General features: G+C 47.7%; 1 protein-coding gene. It reads right to left on the bottom strand.

The window, feature by feature from the left end; all coding sequences use genetic code 11:
• Window positions 1-405: response regulator (locus D4A39_RS19345; protein WP_147393977.1), on the bottom strand; the 405-nt coding region annotated here is incomplete at both ends.

Below are 405 nucleotides of genomic sequence, written 5' to 3'. Positions count from 1 at the left end.
TGCCAGAAACTCTTGTCAGACTTCAGCTGCTTGGTCAGTTCGATACCATCCATGATTGGCATCATCACGTCGCTCACCACGAGGTCGAGTTTCTCCTTCATGATGATGTTTTTCGCCTGCTTTCCGTTCTTTGCCGTAAACACATGATAGTTCTTGCTCAATACCTGCAGCATCAGGGCGAGCAGTTCCTCGTTGTCCTCCACCACCAGGATCTTGCTCGCATTCTTTCTGATGAAGATGCTCTGGCGGACAGGTGCCAGCTTAGGTTTGTCTTCAGAAGCAGGTTGGAATTCCAGCTTCGTTTCCTGTCTTGCCTGTCTGATGGCTTCCCGATTTACTGCATTTGTTTTTTCAGAATTGTCTATTTCATCTGGTGCATACGCACTTTTTCTGATAGACAGGGTG

Source organism: Alcanivorax profundi (genome assembly GCF_003597125.1).
Taxonomy (GTDB): domain Bacteria; phylum Pseudomonadota; class Gammaproteobacteria; order Pseudomonadales; family Alcanivoracaceae; genus Alcanivorax; species Alcanivorax profundi.
The sequence above is the reverse complement of the archived record's forward strand: the minus strand, read 5'-3'. Positions and strand labels throughout refer to the sequence as shown.